Source organism: Jiulongibacter sediminis (genome assembly GCF_001306455.1).
In the GTDB taxonomy this organism is placed as follows: Bacteria; Bacteroidota; Bacteroidia; order Cytophagales; family Spirosomataceae; genus Jiulongibacter; species Jiulongibacter sediminis.
The window spans coordinates 41484-58973 of sequence record NZ_LGTQ01000015.1 but is presented as its reverse complement, the minus strand read 5'-3'; the positions used below and the strand labels follow the sequence as shown (position 1 = coordinate 58973).

The following is a 17490-nucleotide window of genomic DNA, read 5'->3' as shown; positions in this document are numbered from 1 at the left end:
CTTCTGTTTCTTTTAACCTCTTAGTTTATCCAGCAGACTAATATCTATGGATCGGATATTCCTGTAAATCATAACAATTATGGCCAGACCAACCGCTACTTCAGCCGCAGCCACGGCCATGATGAAGAATACGAAAATCTGTCCGTTGGGGTCAGACCTGTAAGAAGAAAAGGCTACAAGTAGCAGGTTTACAGCATTGAGCATCAGCTCAATAGACATCAGCATAATAATAGCATTTCTTCGAATCAAAACACCGGCTATGCCAATGATAAACAGAATGCTCGCCAACAAAACGTAATTGTTAAGCGGTACCTGAGCTATGACGTCCGGCATGGCCGGTAATTGGTTCTCCATTCTTGTATTTTCAGGAGTTTAGAAAATTTGCCGCAAAATTAGCCATTAAATCTTTTACACAGAAAAGAATCGAAGCTATTTAAGAAGAAGGATTTGTATTTTTCTAAGAATTTAACCGAACAGGGTATTTGAGGTGCTCAGCTTTATTTGAGTTAATTTTTGTTTGGTATCTCTCGGAAAATCATTGTTCATGATCCAGTCAAAATAAGCAGGCTCTCTTTTCAGGACGTCTGTCACCAGTTTACCCTTGTGTTTTCCAAAGTTGAACACAATCTCGTCTTTATCGTTATAGGCCATTCGGGCCGCAAAATCAACGATTTTGCTAGAGGTAAACTCATGTAGCACCTCCACGTCGTTTTTAATCGGCTCTATTTCTTCACCCTTTTTGGTTTCAATTTTTACTCCTTCATATCTTGCGATTTGAGCATCGAGAACCTCCAGTGTAGCCAACGTATCAGCTTCTGCACTATGGGCATTGTCAAGTGTTTTGTCGCAATAAAATTTGTAAGCTGCACTCAGAGTTCTTGGCTCCATTTGATGGAAAATCCGCTGCACATCCACAAACTTCCTGTTTTTTACATCAAACAGGCTGGAATCCACTCTTAAAAACTCCTCCACCAACATCGGTATGTCAAAGCGGTTGCTGTTAAACCCGGCCAGATCACAACCTTGAAGAAACTGAGCCATTGATTTAGCCATTTGCCTGAAAGTAGGTTCATCTTTTACATCCTCATCATAAATGCCGTGTATGAGGCTGGATTCAATTGGAATCGGCATTTCCGGGTTTATCCTTTTCGTTTTTACCTCAACAGAGCCGTCGGGCATTGCTTTAGCAATTGAGATTTCCACTATACGGTCACGCGAAATATTGGTCCCGGTAGTTTCAAGGTCAAATACAGCCAGAGGCTTTTTAAGTTTCAGAGAATGATTCATGAATTTGATTTATGCCAAATGATGTAGCAAAGGTAGTTTTTTTAGACGGATGAGGTCGGCCAAGCTGTAGTTTTAAATCTCAAATGAGCGAAATCCCAAAAATCAAAGGCCGCGGTGCACAATTCAATTCTTTGAACAAATTCAGAGAGCTGAGTATTGAGTATGACGAAGAATTCGCCTTTGGTGAAGAAGAAAATTTCAGATCTTCAAAAACCAAATATCTGGTAGAACACCCTAAAAAAGTGGTCAATACCATTACAAGTCCTGATCTGCGAAACGGAAAATCCGTCAACCCGTATCAGGGCTGCGAACATGGTTGTATTTACTGCTACGCCCGAAACACGCATGAGTATTTTGGCTACTCGGCTGGTCTGGAGTTTGAGCAGAATATCATCGTGAAAAAGAACGCCCCTGAGCTTCTGGAAAAGGAGTTTAATAGGAAGAATTGGAAGTCAACACCTATTCTTTTTTCGGGTAACACAGATTGCTATCAGCCAGCCGAAAAGAAGTTTGAGCTCACGCGAAGAATGCTTGAAATTTGTCTGAAGTACCAGAACCCGGTTGCTATTATTACAAAGAATGCTCTGGTTTTGAGGGATATTGACCTTTTACAAAGACTCTCAGAGAAACGATTGATTAAGGTTATTATCTCAATTACCAGCCTGAAGGAAGAGCTTCGCCGAAATCTGGAGCCCAGAACGGTTTCCGGTCAAAAGCGTTTGCAGATTTTACAAAAATTGAGCTCAGCAGGCATACCCAGCGGGGTCAATATTGCACCCATTATTCCCGGGTTAAATGATAACGAAATTCCGGCGATAGCAAAAGCCTCAGCTGAAAGCGGTGCCGGATGGATCGCCTACACCGTAGTTCGTCTGAACGGAAGCATAGGGCAGCTTTTTGAAGACTGGATTTTCAAGGCCTACCCTCATAAAGCCGAAAAAGTGCTTAATCAAATTAAAGAAATGCATGGGGGGAAGTTGAATGACAGCGACTTCGGAAGAAGAATGCGGGGTGAAGGCAAGTTTGCCCAGCACATCAAACAGCTTTTTGCCATCTCAAACGCCCGTTATTTCAAAGATAAAGAAGTACACGATTTTGATTTCAACGCTTTTCAAAAACCGGGGCAACTAAAATTGTTTTGAAGACAAAAGAAGAACTAGGCAGCCTTTTCTATCTACATACCCTTTTTTAGAGTGGTTTCTTCAACCTCGCCTCAAGAATAAATCAGGCACCCTACAGTTGAAAAATCCTTACAGGTCTCACTCTTATATGCCATAATCAAATCATTTATCGATTATCTCAATGTCTTTGGCACAAGAGCATAAAGAAGATGGAAACAACAGAGGAAGAACTTAAAAATCACCCTGTAGGGTGATTGACAGCAAGTGCTCTATTGATGAACTTTGAAAATAATTCGCAAAAATTATGACAAACATCTCTGCACCAAAGATTCTGAGAACCGGCAGCCATGAAAATATCTATTTGCTCGTGGCTTCATCCAATTATTCATTTCTAAACTTTAGTGAAGGCAAAAGGCAGCTTTCAGGTCTTCCCCGAGCTTTTTTGAGCACTTTGTTAATGAAGGCTTCCTAAGGATTACCGGTTTTATTTGATCAATAAATCCTAATAGGGGCGGGACTGAGATCGTAAGCTTTATTTCATACCGAAAAACAAAAAGTTAATCAGAATTTCCAGACATATGACCCTTCAGGTCGTGAAACACAATATTTCAAAACATCACTTTAGTTTATGAAGAGAAGATACTTCCACAAAAGCATTCAATTTTTTACTTTTTGCCTCTTTGTAAACTCCATGGCATACGGGGGTCAGTATGTGGTTGGAAATTCGGCAGATAGCGGAGCAGGTAGCCTCAGAGAGGCCATAAGTGCTGCTTCTGCAGGAGATACCATCAGGTTTGATACATCCACAGATGGAGCACCGATCATGCTTTCGTCAACCATCTCATTTTCAAAAACACTCACTTTTATAGGAAACGGGAAGGATCTGACTATTATCGATGGAAGCGGCTTTGACCTTAATTTATTTAGTGTTTCTGCCCGTTGTAACTTTTATAATCTTACCATGCAAAACGGTGGAAAACCGCTTGGTAACTCTCCTACAAACTGGGGTGGGGCTATTTTTTATGAATTCAGTTCTGATACCTTATTGATCGAAAACTGCAGATTTAAAAACAATTTGGCCTATCTGGGTGGAGCCATCCGGATTCAGGAGGGTGAAATGGTGTTAATGGGTTGTGAGTTTAACGGAAACCAAAGCATCAAATTCGGAGGAGCCATCAACGCCCGAAGTTCTTCGGGTAATAATGCCCTGTTGGTCAACTGTCTGTTCTATGATAATCATACCAATGAAGCAGGAGGAGCTATTTATGCTGAATCGAATAATCATTGGAAAATCATCAACAGTACTTTTGCCGGAAACAGCTCTGATACCAATGGTGGAGGTTTCAGGAATGCGGGAACTTCCAGCTTTTATTTATACAATTCTGTTTTCTTCAATAATACAGCCGTTAGCGGTGGTCCTGATATTCAATCTTCAACACCAACAGCTGCTTCGAATAATATCTTAAATGATTACTCAGGCTCAGGTTTCAGCTCTGGCTTTAACGGAAATCTTCAGGGAAACCCCGGGTTTGTGGATGCTGCTTCTGATGACTACCGACTGAATATAAACTCATTGGCAAAAGACGCCGGTAACCAGACCTTTCTACCTGCGGGTACTTTGAATGACTTGTTAGGCTCTGGTAGAATAGCCGGGTCAGAAACAGACATGGGGGCTTTTGAATTTCAGCCAATGCTTTATACCAAAACCAATGCCAATGGAAACAAAAATGGAAGCTCCTGGACTCACGCTTACACTGATCTGCAAAAAGCTCTGGCCGCAGCCACACAGGGAACCGTTATCTGGGTTTCAGCCGGCACCTACAAGCCTACCCCCGGAACAGACCGCGGCATTTCTTTTGAAATACCAGACAGCGTGAAAGTCTATGGTGGCTTTAATGGCGGGGAAGCCTCAAACTTTAATCTGGATAACCGGAATATCTCATTTTATAAGACTATTCTAAGCGGGGATATTGGCCAGACAGCTGATAGTTTAGACAACAGTTATAATGTGATTTATACCAAAAATGTATCTGCCTTTACAGAAGTCAATGGCTTTTCTATAATGCATGGCTATGGCACTATCAATGGGGGGAGGTCAGAAAGAGGGGGCGGATGGTATAATACAGCCACTACAGGGAATGAGTCTTCACCTACTGTTACCCAGTGCAAATTCTTAAACAATACTGCGAGATGGGGTGGTGCTTTTTATTGCGATGCTGATGAATCAGGTGCTGTGGCAAAACCTCAGATTTCGTTTTGTACGTTTAGCTTCAATACCGCCCTCCGTGACGGTGGAGCCATTTATGAAAATGGTAATTACGGAGTTTGCAGCCCTTCCATTTCAAACAGCATTTTTTCAAATAACACGGCTTCCGACTTTGGCGATGGAATTTTTATGTTTGGAGATTTTGGCGACATTTCAGCCTCCATTATCAACTGTTTATTTGACTCAAACGGGGAAGAACACATAGGATATGATGACGGGAACACTGATACCCAACCACATTTTATTAACTGTACCTTTTACGGGGCCACCTCCCGTGTTATAAATATCCAATACTTTGATTCCGGGCAAACGCCCATAGATTTTACAAATTGCCTTTTTGAGAATAATAATGTGGACATTGTGGGCACCTCAAATGGATCACATGCAGAATATAGTGCTAATTCCAATGTCAATATCCAGTACAGTATAGTAGAAGAAGCCAGCTTTGCCCCGCTGAATAATAACATTAATGCCGACCCACTTTTCAAAAATGGGGCGGGAGGTGATTTCCGGTTAAAATTTGGTTCACCTGCGATTAATTCAGGAAATAACGGGGTGGTGCCTCAAGAAATAAATACTGATCTGGCAGGCAAGGCCAGATTCAATGCCGACATAGTGGATAGAGGAGCCTACGAGTTTGCTTCACGGCTTTACGTAAATAAAACGGCCGGGGGTAATAATAACGGAGTAAACTGGATGGATGCCTTTACCAGTTTAACCAATGCTCTTGAAAACAGTCAAAAAGGAACAGAAGTATGGGTGGCGGCAAGTACCTATTCGCCGGAGAATTCTGCTTCAGCGGCATTTACTTTACCTGACAGTGTAAAAATTTATGGTGGCTTTGCCGGGTCTGAGAGTAATCTTGCCGAACGTGACTGGTTACAGCATAAAACTATTCTGGACGGGCAAGGCACGCGACATAATGTGGTCAGGGCTAAGAATGTAACATCAGAAACTCTTCTTGATGGGTTTCTGATTCAGGGAGGGAATGCAATTGCCTCTTTTCCGAATTCTCAAAAATATGGGGGAGGCTTACTCATACATGCGGATAATTCACAGGTCTCCTCTCCTACAATCAGAAACTGTACGTTCCGAAGTAATTATTCTTCCAATTCTGGCGGAGCCATTGCCGGATTCGGCGAATCCGGAGGTACCACAGGTGGAATTTTTGAGAATTGTGTAATTGATTTCAATACAACAGGGGGCTCAGGAGGTGGCCTTTATTTTAATAACCTTACTGAAAGTACACCAGTTTCCCTAACCAATTGTATTATCACCGGAAATGCCGGAGTAGGATTCGGATCAAGAGGTGGAGGAATCCACTTAGGGGCTGATAGTGGGAATCTGGATATTTCAATTATCAATTGCTCTATTATTGGGAATGAAGCCCGTTACGGTGGAGGAATTTACCTCAGCTCATCCGCCACTTCACTGACCACCCAAGTTTTAAATACTGTAATATGGAATAATAACGGCTGGTCAAATTCCGGAACTTTGTATAAGAACTCTGTTGAATCTGATACCGGTAATGATATTACTCCTTCTTTCTCTCTAGTTGAATATAGTTCTGTCACCGGTAGCGGAAATTTAGATGCCTCGCTCAATCCTTTGGTCATTACGTCTTTTGGCTATGCCGATGCACCAATTGAGGGCAATGACGTTAGGCTTACTAAGTGTTCTCCTCTGATTAATTCAGGAACTGGTACCGGTGCTCCCGCAGCGGATATTTTCGGAAATAGCCGTTCAGGTAACCCTGATATCGGGGCTGTTGAATTTCAGGGTGATCCTGGAAGCCATATTATTTATGTCAATGATGATGCTGCGGAAGGTGGAGACGGTTCTTCCTGGGCAAAAGCCTTTAAGAAAATTCAGGAGGCTCAGCAGCTTTTAAGTGTCTGCTCTTATGAAGACTCTGTCTGGGTGGCGGCAGGGTATTATTATCCCATTGATACCTTAAACAGGAATGTTTCTTTTCTTTTGGCAGATAGTACGAAGCTTTTTGGTGGCTTTGCTGGTACTGAGAATCCTTTGACCTTTGACCTGGCTAACAGGGATTTTGAGGCTAATGAATCCATTTTATCCGGGAATATCGGCAACCCTTCAGATAGCCTTGATAACTCATTTCATGTGGTGCGAACTATTGGTGCGGGTAGCCAAACTACAGTGGATGGTTTTGTGATAGAGCATGGTCATGCCACTGGAGAGCCTTTTACAGATCAACTGGACGGAGCCGGCTGGCATAATGAGGGCCAGAGCACTGTAGAGTCGAGCCCGGTAATCAGAAATACGGTATTCAGGTTAAACTATGCCCGTAATGGAGCCGGATTATACAATAATAGTAACAGCGGAGCAGCTTCACCTTTCATCAGTGCCTGCAGGTTTTATTTAAATACGGCGAGTTTTAATGGGGCTGGAATTTCCAGTTCAAGTTTTAATAATGGTTATGCCAGTGATCCGCTGGTAGAAAACAGTATTTTCTCCGGAAATGTGGCAAACAGGGCAGCAGGGATTTATTTTAATGGATATGATGAAGCCAACCCTTCGTACGCGAGGGTGACGAACTGCCTCTTCACAGGTAACGTAACCGCTCAGGATGGTACCGCCATTTACATGAATGGTAAGGTAGAAGCTACTATTATAAACAGTACGTTTTCAGGGAATTACTCCTCAGATTTCGGTTCAGCCATTTCCATTAATTCAATTGGATACAATCTCACTCCGGTCATTTTGAACTCTATTTTTTGGAATAATCTGGCAAACGGAACCAGAGGAAATGATATTTTACTCAATGATCCTGAAATTACGTTGTACACTTCGCACTCAATGCTTGATGCCCAAACCAGTACTGCCAATGGCAATGTACCTTCTGTAGATCCGGAGTTTGTCAAGGGTTTGGAACCCTCAGCTTCGCCTTCTACAGCTGGAGATTTCAGACTCAATAACTGTTCACCACTTGCCGATAAAGGCCTGAATGACTCTGTAAGTGTATCCACTGATCTCGCTGGTATACCCCGTATTTTCAATGACACCGGCTTGCCCACGGCCATAGTAGATTTAGGGGCTTATGAACATCAGGGTTTCGGTGCTGAGGTTGCATTGAGCGTAACTGATGATATTGGTGCCGATTCAAAAAACTACGCTTTGGAAACCATCAACGCCAACAGCACTGTGGCTTCACCGTCAAATGTTCTTTTCAGAGCCGGAAACTCCATTTCGTTAGCTCCCGGTTTTGAAGCTGAAAACAGTTCTGTATTTAAGGCCGAAATAGGGGCTGGATGTCCATAAAAATCATTCTTCAGTATAATTTTCATCTTTTGGTTTAATACTATCTTATTGGTTTATATTAATCAATGCGTTAAAGTTGTTTCAGGATAATCAGACATCTCTTTTCCAAAGTATTCTTATCTTGATGCAATTACAAATGAATCTTGGTCTTGAAACGGACATTGACTATCGCCTGCCTGCTGGCTCTGAAAAGTATTTTTGCTTTTGCTCAGGAAAAAAAAGGCACTCTTTATGACTTACCCGAAAATCAGAACATTCATGAATTACCATTAGATACCTTTTTAGTAAAGGTCTCTGATGCCATTAATGAAATGAAGGGTAAGACGGATAGCATGATCAGAGAAGATCTCGGTACTCTATTGAACAAAGTACAAAAAGGGGCTGACCCTTTGACACTGGCCAAGACCTATCAGGAATTTGCCAATTGGCATTTCTTAAGTGTTTACTCTGAGAATAACGACTCCATCTATCATTATGATGAGCTGGCACTTCAGTATCTGAAACAAACCGACGAAAAAGAGCTAATGGCCAAAGCCTATAAAACTGTCGGGTTTGACCTTTCTTTAATGCAACGATTTTCAGACGCCGAGGAGGCTTATTTTGAAGGCCTTTCCATAGCCGAGGAATTTGGTTTTGAAAAGCTCAAATTTTCCATTTACGCCAGCCTGAGTAATTTATATAGCAGTACCAAAGATTTTGAATCTGCTCTGAAGTATGGTGAAATGGTGGTGGATCAATACTCTAAAGACCAGAATACTCATCCGCTGATCAGGGCCCTTATTTCACTGAACGACCTTCACGTGAAAATGGGAGAACCTGAGAAGGCTCTAACGTTGATTTCCCGAGCTTTGGAATTGGTAAAAGAGCTGCCTGAGCGGTACCAGAATTCTGAAAAATATAATGTGTTGGCCTGGCGGGGCAAAACACTACGGGCTTTGAAAAGATATGATGAAGCCCTCGCCGATTTTCAATTCTCCTGGAATGGCATGAAAGAGATTTATGGAGAAGAAAGGGTAGACGGCTGGAAAGGTGACATTGGCAGTATCTACTTTCTAAAAAAGGAATATGCAAAGGCCATTCCCTTTCTAAAAGGTTATGTTGAGCATCTGAAAGGCAAAAAAGTCTACAATGCAGAGGAGCTAAAGAATCATTATCATTGGCTGGCGGAGTCATACTTGAAAACAAATCAGCCTGTTTTAGCCTACCAATACCTGAGTGAAGGAAATGAAATTGCTCTCAATGCTCTTGATCAGGAAGTTCAGGCCTTAAAAAATGAACTTCGGGTCAAATACGAAACTGAACAAAAAGACAAGACCATTGCCAGCCAGTCTGACCAGATCGCTCAACAAAAAAGAATACAGCTACTTGGTTTTTTAATTGGGGTTTTGCTACTAATCCTTGCCACAGTTTTATATCTGGCCTTCTCGAAAAACAGAAAAAAGAACCGGCAGCTGGAGGAGTTAAATGCAGACCTGGAAACCTCCAATGCCCAATTGGATAAACGAAACAAGGAGAATGAACTTCTTCTAAAGGAAATCCATCACAGGGTTAAAAATAACCTTGAGATCGTTTCCAGTTTACTTGAGCTACAGTCTTCTCATATTGATGACCCTTCGGTTCAAGAGGCGGTTAGTTCTAGCAAAAGCAGAGTTTATTCCATGGGGATTATTCATCAGAAACTTTATCAAAGAGACCAGCTTACTTCAGTAGAGATGAGAGATTACCTGATAAACCTTTCAGAGAATATTAGTAATTCATTCTCTCCCGATGGTAAGATTAAAATAGAATGCAATATGCCCGAACTGGTTTTAGACGTTGACACAGCGATGTCAGTAGGTCTGATTGCCAATGAGGTACTGACCAATGCCTTTAAATATGCATTTAAAGGAAAGAGTGACGGTAAAATTGAAATCAATATGAAACCTGAGGGGCCAGATAAAGGGAATATTGAGCTTCAAATAAAAGATAACGGGGTAGGTAGAGATAAAGATAAGCCCTCAAAAGGTACTGGCTTTGGAACAATGTTGATGGAACTACTGACCAAACAATTAGGTGGCACACTTACCTATAATGTGGATAATGGTACGATGGTTTCTCTTATTTTTAGTAGCAAACGCGATTTCTGATGACAAAACCCATTACCATTCTTGTAGTAGAAGATGAAATGATCATTGGGGCCAAAATTTCACTCCTTTTAACTAAGCTTGGCTACGAGGTGACGGGCATAGTGCCCAAAGGTGAGGAAGCGATTTTGTATATTCAGCAAAACGCACCCGACATCGTCCTGCTTGATATTCATTTAAGGGGCCAGATGGATGGTATTGATACAGCCAGAGAAATTCTCAAAGAAGGTCACAAAACCGTTTTGATCTACCTGACGGCCAATACGGATGAGGAAACCTTCAACAGAGCCAAACAAACACGCCCTTTTGCCTTTCTTTCAAAACCCATTCAACCTCAGGAACTTCAGCGAACCATCGAGCTCACCGTAGAACGCATATTGGTCCAGAGGGAGGTAAACCTTCAGGAAGACAAACCTTTGCCACAGGAAACTAATGAGGAATTAATGCTTCTTCAGGACAGGATTTTTGTTAGTTCGAAAAACAAACTTGTGAAAATTTTTATCAATGACATTTTGTATTTGGTGGCCGAAAGAAGCTATTGCCAAATCTTCACAAAAGATCAGCAGTTTATTTTGTCTGTTCCATTGAAGAGTGTTGAACATAAACTTCAAACTGCTCAATTTCTCAGAGTCCACAGATCATACCTCGTTAACATCAAGGCCATTGATGAAATCAGTCAAAATTATGTTTTCATTAATAAAAAGGCGATTCCGATGGTTGAGACGGCCAAAGAGGAACTCTTTAAACGCTTAAATAAAGTCTGATCATTTTTCGGGAAAAAAGAAGGGGCTTTCGGAAACTCAAATCTTGCATTCGGTAATTCGGCATTGATCCAGACGGGCTAAGGAGACTATCTTAACATCGTTTCTTTACCCCGATATAGCCATGAAAACCGAAATTCATTTAGGTGCAGGCACCACCAGACAAAGTCAGGAAATACTTCAACTCAAAGCCTCTGATAATTACACCTATATCTACTTTACCAATGGTGAGGAATTACTATCATCCACTAATTTGGGAAAACTGGAAAAGAGATTGAGTAAAGAAGACTTTTTCAGAGTTAACAGGTCTACCATCATAAATCGTCACTACCTGCACCTATTTGAGTTTGGAAACCTCAACCCAAAAGAAAGTAATGTAAGAGAGATTCACATACCAAGGAGAAAGAAGGCTGAGTTTTTAGCTCATTTCCCCAAATTCAAGGCTCTTTTTACACTGGTTTTTCTAATTCTTGCTCATAGCTCCTTTGGTCAATGGACGGCCAATACCGTGGGAGGAAGCTCAGGAGATTATGGAGTAAATGGACAGATAAAAGTAACCAGCACTGCCGGGAGTGTTGGTGGTGATAATAATTATCAGGGCCTGATTGTAAATAATGGTAATTTTTATGATGCCCCGACTTTCATCAATCAGGCATTTGACAATATTCCTACAGCTAAGTTGTTTAAGGCCAAGGCGGGGGTTCCCTTTACCATAACAATGGATGTCATTCATAAATATTTTCCTGATGGTTTCTTTGGACAAAATTGGTCAACAACCCATCAGGTTTTCCTTGATTATTTCCCCGGAGACTGCTGGGGGTGCCAACCTAGTGACTGGTATAATGGCACTATTCGAAGTCTGACTGGCAAAAACGAAACCCCTTGGTTATTCGATGAAGACATTCCTATGACCAAAAACGCACAATATGTAGATACTTTCGAAGTACCTGAATACTGGAAATCCAGAAAAAGCACCTTCAGCCAAACCTACACCTTTCCTGTCGGCAGAACCAGGGCTTGGATCGTAATTGGTTTCCGCGAGAAAAGTTATACAGTTTATAATCAAAACACTTACACAAATTTGATTATTCTTCCCATTGTGGTAGAAGGTCCTACAGTAGCTCAGGTAGACTCGGTTGGCGTAACTACCCAGCCCCAAATCCCCACTATGGTTATCCATAATCCTCCGGGGGATAATAGTTCTACCACCATAACCAATACAGGAACACAATGCAGGAGTTTTGAGGAAAAGCTTTCCGTTAGCGAGTCTAAAGAATTTGCCGGAGCATACAAATTAGGCTATAAAGGCTCAGTAGGTTTTATTGTCGCTTTAGAGTTGGAGACCTATGTCGAATTCTCAGCCAGCGGCACAGAGGGCAGCTTTGAGACTAAATATAATTCAAAAGAACACTGTGTTACCGTTAGTGAGAGTTTGACCGCTTTAAGCAATGGGAAAGGGGCCCAAAACAATGACCTTTTTGTTGGCTATGGCATTGATTTGGCCTACGGCTTTTCACGACGAGTCAATATTGAGAACGGACAGGTAAGTGTAGATACAGGCATAGTATATAGGCCGTTAATAGAAACGTACAAAGATTTCTTTCTTACAAAACAAGGTATTTTAGATGATATAGCCTCGAAACAAATCATTGTGGATGACTCCTTGAACTATACAGTTCCGCAAAGGGCAAATGCCCAATATCAAATCAATGTTTGGCAACAGGTTTTGGATAAAAACGATGCAAATATTGCTGCCGCGGCTCTGCAAACAGGAACACCGATAAATTTTAGTGGAGGATCCAGTCAAAGCTATAATACCTCAGTAGCATACAACAGCTCTCAAAGTATCGAAGTGGAGCATTACGTTGACACTCAATTTGGGATTGAAACAGGCGTCTATTTTGGAGGTTCTGGTTTTAAGTTGGGAGCTAAGTTCACGACAAACAAAAGTTTTGGTCAAACACAAACAAAAACCGGCGGCCAGGTTAGCGATGTCTCGGTAACAAGGTATGATGATGATTCAGGAGACTTTTTTGATGTCAGGATAGTAGAAGATCCTGTTTATGGAACGCCAATTTTTATTGTCGATTCTGCAAACTCGAGAACCTCCTGTCCATATGAAGGTGGCATTCAAAGAGATAAACCGAAATTAGAAATTAACGGGAGTGCATCACCCAATATAACGGTATCCAATGTTTCATTAGGCAATGCAGGCAACTTTAAAGTCAAAGTTTGTAATAACTCCGCTGAGACCAGAGATTACGGTTTTGGCTTTGTCAATGAATCTATTGGTAGTGATGTATTTATCTCAAGTACCGCTGGTACAGGCTCTTCACCTGTGGGAGAGTCTATCACAAAACTTGGTACGATAACGAGTATTCCTGCAGGTGGCTGTAAAACCACAATTTATGATGTCAATGTGGCACGACGGTTTGCCAACAGCCCTATGTCTTATCCAAACATGGAGTTTGTGACTTTTGCTGAATGCGAACCGGATATTAAGTCAAGTATTTTTGCTACCGTAAACTTTGCGACACCACCTCCGCCCACCAATGTTTCTGCGAGTACTAAAGAAATCTGTGCCGGTAACAGTATTCAATTAAGTGGAAATTGCCCGGTAGGTGTTCCTACCTGGTATAACGACCCCACAGGCGGCTTGGAGTTAGGCACAGGGTCAAGCCTAACAGTAAGCCCAACGTCTAATACCAGCTATTACCTGGGCTGTGTAGCGAACTTATATAATCGGGACAGAGTTGGGGTAGGCGAAATTTTTGTGACCACGCCCTTTCCTACTTTAAATCTAACTTCTGACTTAAGTTTTAACGCTTTGCAAATTGCAAACACAACCCTTACAGCAACGAACAAAATAAACGACCCGGCCAGAGTAAAATACAAGGCCGGTAATTCATTGACGTTCAACCCGGGCTTTGAAGCCAAAGGAGGAAGTATCTTCGAAGCAGAAATTGGCGGCTGCCCTAATTAAAAAGAACGAACTTTTACCACTCAATAAATTAATTTGGCTATGACATAGATTTAAAGTAGATTGATGTTACTAATCTGGCTATAAGTCACTTCTACGCAGTAACATCATTTTCAATAGTTGCTAAATCTGGTTTTCGAAATAATCTTTCGAAAAATATTTTTCAATATTCTCTACTACCACATAAGCTGACATTCTTGTTCTGACAAATAGTTTGAATGTCAGATTCAATTATTCTAAAGCCGTGCTTCAGTGAAAACTAAGACAATTAATAACCCAAAAACCGTGCGGAGTCAGCACTCAAAAAACAGACAAAAATCATGAAAAAAATAATAGCAATTCTATTGATGTTCTCTTCTGCAATGGTCTTCGGCCAGAAAAAAGAAAATGGGAAAATTTACATTGAACACCCGGCAATTAACGTTGTGGCAGACTTTACAAAAGCAATGGTGAATGGTGACACTACAGCCATGAAAAGCCTAATGACTGATGACTTCAGGGCCTTCAATGCAGTGACAGCCTCACCTTACACCAAAGGCACAGATAAAGCAGCGTATTTACGAAATGCCATGTTCTGGAAAGAAAACCTCGACTATTACTCCATAGAAACCATGAGGGGTTCTTATCCAGATGCCTTTGAATATGCTAAAGACCCCAGTGATAATAATGCAGTTACTGTAGAAAGCTGGGACATTTTAAAAGGTGTTCATAAAAAGACCGGTGTTAAAGCCGATATGTTATTGCATCGTTCTTTCACACTAACCAAAGGAAACAAAATAAGGAGAGTGATGAATTATATGAATCCTGAATTTGGGAGCGATGTACGGGCAGCTTTCTCAACCAGAAAGAATGGGACTATTTATAATGAACATGAACACATCAATACCCTCCGGCTGATAATGGCTGCTTTTGAGCATAATGACCTTGATAAATATTACTCCTTCTTTCATCCCAAAGCTTCATTTAATGACATCAATAACCCTGACTTTAAGGTGTATACGATGGAACAAAACAGAGAAAAATTAGAGGGGCTTTTTGAAGGCTATGAGGTTCACGGAATGGAGCAGGTGGGCTATCCGGATTATATGCATTATGAAATGGGAGATTCCGGAGTTTTGTATTCCTGGTGGAATTTACATGTGACCAGAAAGTCTGACAAAAAAGACATAAAGGTGCCCATGCATTTTCAACATAATGTAGATGATGAGGGTAAAATAGTCAATATCATAGCCTACTATAACGGAACGCTATTCAATTAATAAGTTTTTAAATAAACAGGCTCTGATTTTATCAGAGCCTGTTTCGTTTTTAAGGGACTTCTTTTTCTAAGTTATATCTGATTTGTAAATGCTTTGTGACCTAGCTTTCTTTGTTTTATCCCAAAATCAAAATCAACAAAACCTTCGTTTGGCAAAACGAATCGGTAGTCAATAAGTTCATAATGAGATATTCTTGCTTTTTTTAAAATCAGGACACTTTTGTACCATTTAGATTACAAATTTAAGTACATGAAAACCAATAGAATTGAGTCAATAGACTTGCTGAAGGGTTTAATAATGGTAATTATGGCTTTAGACCATACCCGTGATTATTTTCACCAGTCATCCAATATTTTAAGCCTCACTGACCCTTCTCATCCAAACTTACCGCTATATCTCACAAGATGGATTACCCATTTCTGTGCTCCCACTTTCTGTTTTTTAGCGGGCACTTCGGCCTTTTTTGTGGGTAAAAGAAAAAAGAAATGGACTCTCAGCTCTTTTTTGTTTAAAAGAGGCCTGTGGCTCGTCTTTCTTGAGATTACTGTCATAGGATTTGCCTGGACATTTGACATACATTATTCTCATATCTTCTTAATGGTAATTTGGTCTTTAGGAATGAGTATGATTGCCCTAGCCGGTATAATACACCTTCCAAGGCGGGCAATCTTAATTGTATCGCTCGTTCTTATAGGAGGTCATAACCTGCTTGATCAAATTCACTTTGAAGGCAATTTTCTTTGGGCGGCACTCCATGAGTTTAGTACTTTTTCAATTGGAACAAACAGGCAGATTACGGTGATTTATCCTATTTTGCCCTGGATAGGAGTCATGGCTCTAGGATATTATTTTGGGCAGTTTTACAACAAAGATTGGACGGCTCCTCAAAGAAAAAGGCTTTTCAACCGCATTGGTCTAGCGGCACTTATTGCGTTCATTATTATTCGTTTCTTAAACATTTATGGCGAGGTTCTGCCATGGGAGATTTACGAAACAAAAATGCAAACTGTTATGTCTTTCTTTAATTTAACTAAATATCCGCCCTCTCTTCTTTTTTTGTTAGCTACTCTTGGTGTAAGTATCCTTTTCCTGGCTAATTCAGAAAACTGGAAAGGAAGGTTATCGAATTTCTTCTCTGTTTTCGGCCGGGTACCATTCTTTTATTATGTGGTTCATATTTATTTGATCAGAATTTTGGCATCTATAGCTGCTGAACTCACTGGCTTTGGATGGGAGATGATGATTCAAAATACAATTGAGATACAACTCGGTAATTACGGATTTGGTTTACCTGTGGTTTACATGGTTTGGATAGGTATCATACTTGTACTCTATCCTCTATGCCGATGGTATGATAATTATAAAATGAATAATCGGGAGAAATGGTGGTTAAGTTATTTGTAAAGTCCTTCTAATGCTTTAATAGTGACTAACATCCTTATCTTCCCAAAGTCATTCATGTTAAATGCTGGCGTAGGCTGAATATTGGTGGCCATATAAAGCGTATCTTTCGGTGTTACAGCATAACCAACAAACCAACCAATATTAGTAGAGTCATTTGGTTGAGCCCAGCCGGTTTTGCCGTAGAAATCGTAGTCTTCGTTTTGATCAATCAGCATGATTTTTGACATAATGTCAACCGTTTTTTGACTTACAGGAAGCTCTTTATTGACCAGTCGTTTGAGAAATTCAATTTGCTGAAATTGAGAGATTCTTGAATCGCCTTCCAGCCAGAAATTGTCAATAGTAGAACTGTCAAAAACCATCCCAGGGTAACCAATTTTTTCTAAAGTTTGCCGCATTCTTTCCACTCCGGTTTCGCGGGCAATCTCCTGATAGCAAGGCACGCAGGAGCGTTGAAAAGCCTGATGAAAGGTTAAATCTTCTTCCCATGATTTGAGGTATCTCGGCTGGCCATCCCAGTAGAACATGGTGCTGTCGTTCTCTACAATTCCGTTTTCCAGGGCCTGAATGGAGTTGGCAATTTTGAAAGTGGAAGCAGGAAGAAAACCAGTTTCAGCCCAATCAAAATCATTGCAGAAAAACTCGTTTTTACTTTGGCTAAAAAGCAATACAGCTCCTTCTACTTTAGCAGAGTCCAGAAAACTTTGAATTTCTCCAGATTCATTTCGAGTCGGACTTGATTTGTTATGATCAATACTTTGATTGGTATCGCCACATGAAAATAACAATTCAGAAATGGTAAGAATTAAATAAATTTTGTATTGATTCATCTTATTTTTTAAGGGAAGATAAGCTCTTTCACTGACCCGCTGAACTGATCAATTCAATTGTTCTGAAATTGTCCTACGTTTTCTTTTCTACACAATAATTAAACCTGCTCAAAAACAGAAAAAAGGACAGCCTCCATCATGTTTTTTTTGTTGATGATCAACCTACTTTAATTT

Annotated in this window: 10 protein-coding genes; 7 read left to right on the top strand and 3 right to left on the bottom strand. The window is 40.8% G+C overall.

Going from position 1 to position 17490, the window contains the following annotated elements; all coding sequences use genetic code 11:
* Positions 1 to 12: 12 nt before the first annotated feature.
* Complete coding sequence (gene nuoK / locus AFM12_RS18085) at positions 13 to 354, bottom strand: NADH-quinone oxidoreductase subunit NuoK (RefSeq protein ID WP_172678820.1); 342 nt, start codon at positions 352 to 354, stop codon at positions 13 to 15.
* Between the two features lie 111 nt (positions 355 to 465).
* Entirely contained in the window at positions 466 to 1287 is an 822-nt protein-coding gene (locus AFM12_RS18080; RefSeq protein WP_055151397.1) for a 3'-5' exonuclease, read from the bottom strand.
* 83 nt (positions 1288 to 1370) lie between these two features.
* On the opposite strand from AFM12_RS18080, the gene AFM12_RS18075 reads away from it, so the two are divergent.
* The 7 genes from AFM12_RS18075 (at position 1371) to AFM12_RS18045 (ending at position 16486) form a co-directional block, all read left to right on the top strand.
* Entirely contained in the window at positions 1371 to 2429 is a 1059-nt protein-coding gene (locus tag AFM12_RS18075) for a PA0069 family radical SAM protein (RefSeq protein WP_055151394.1), read from the top strand.
* Between the two features lie 607 nt (positions 2430 to 3036).
* Positions 3037 to 7959 (top strand): choice-of-anchor Q domain-containing protein, encoded by a 4923-nt coding sequence (locus AFM12_RS18070; RefSeq protein ID WP_165492362.1) that lies wholly within the window; start codon positions 3037 to 3039, stop codon positions 7957 to 7959.
* Positions 7960 to 8108: 149 nt separating this feature from the next.
* Positions 8109 to 10085, top strand: coding sequence for a tetratricopeptide repeat-containing sensor histidine kinase (locus tag AFM12_RS18065; RefSeq protein WP_131458472.1), 1977 nt, complete (start codon positions 8109 to 8111; stop codon positions 10083 to 10085).
* Positions 10085 to 10846 (top strand): LytR/AlgR family response regulator transcription factor, encoded by a 762-nt coding sequence (locus tag AFM12_RS18060; RefSeq protein ID WP_055151385.1) that lies wholly within the window; start codon positions 10085 to 10087, stop codon positions 10844 to 10846. Before AFM12_RS18065 ends, AFM12_RS18060 begins: the two co-directional genes overlap by 1 nt.
* A gap of 121 nt (positions 10847 to 10967) precedes the next feature.
* Positions 10968 to 13826: a 3-coathanger stack domain-containing protein gene (locus tag AFM12_RS18055; RefSeq protein ID WP_055151382.1), complete on the top strand. Its 2859-nt coding sequence runs from the start codon at positions 10968 to 10970 to the stop codon at positions 13824 to 13826.
* A gap of 317 nt (positions 13827 to 14143) precedes the next feature.
* A complete protein-coding gene (locus AFM12_RS18050; protein ID WP_131458470.1) occupies positions 14144 to 15082 on the top strand; it encodes a nuclear transport factor 2-like protein in 939 nt (312 codons plus the stop codon).
* A 249-nt stretch (positions 15083 to 15331) separates the two neighbouring features.
* Positions 15332 to 16486 (top strand): acetyltransferase domain-containing protein, encoded by a 1155-nt coding sequence (locus tag AFM12_RS18045; protein ID WP_055151376.1) that lies wholly within the window; start codon positions 15332 to 15334, stop codon positions 16484 to 16486.
* On the opposite strand, the gene AFM12_RS18040 is transcribed toward AFM12_RS18045, so the two are convergent.
* Positions 16477 to 17316 carry a penicillin-binding transpeptidase domain-containing protein gene (locus AFM12_RS18040; RefSeq protein WP_055151373.1) on the bottom strand — a complete coding sequence of 280 codons (840 nt, stop codon included), beginning with the start codon at positions 17314 to 17316 and terminating at the stop codon, positions 16477 to 16479. The genes AFM12_RS18045 and AFM12_RS18040 overlap by 10 nt on opposite strands.
* Positions 17317 to 17490: the final 174 nt, after the last annotated feature.